At 29.7% G+C, this 273-nt stretch carries 1 pseudogene; it reads left to right on the top strand.

The window, feature by feature from the left end:
* Window positions 1-76 precede the first annotated feature (76 nt).
* Window positions 77-273, top strand: a pseudogene (locus R2R70_RS20260) (hypothetical protein); the annotation flags it as partial.

Genomic DNA, 273 nt, shown 5'->3' with positions numbered 1-273 from the left:
AGCCGTTTTTTTATAATTATTTGTATAAGCTTAATTAATACGTTAATGTCGCATTTTTAAATTCATAGAATAATAAATGACACCTAACACTCCCGTTACACCCAAAAAAAACATTCAATCAACCAATAAAATAGAGCATGCATTGGAGTCGTTTATTTTTAAAGGACGTTGGTTGTTAGCGCCTTTTTTTGTTGGCCTTTTGTTTGCAGTTATTTTGTTATTAATAAAGTTTTTTAAACAACTTTATTTAATGGGGATCGCTACTTTTACCGC

The sequence above is a fragment of the Cobetia sp. SIMBA_158 genome (assembly GCF_046566945.1).
Taxonomy (GTDB): Bacteria; Pseudomonadota; Gammaproteobacteria; order Pseudomonadales; family Halomonadaceae; genus Cobetia; species Cobetia amphilecti.
Note: the sequence above shows the minus strand (reverse complement) of the source record. Positions and strands in the feature narration are given on the sequence as shown.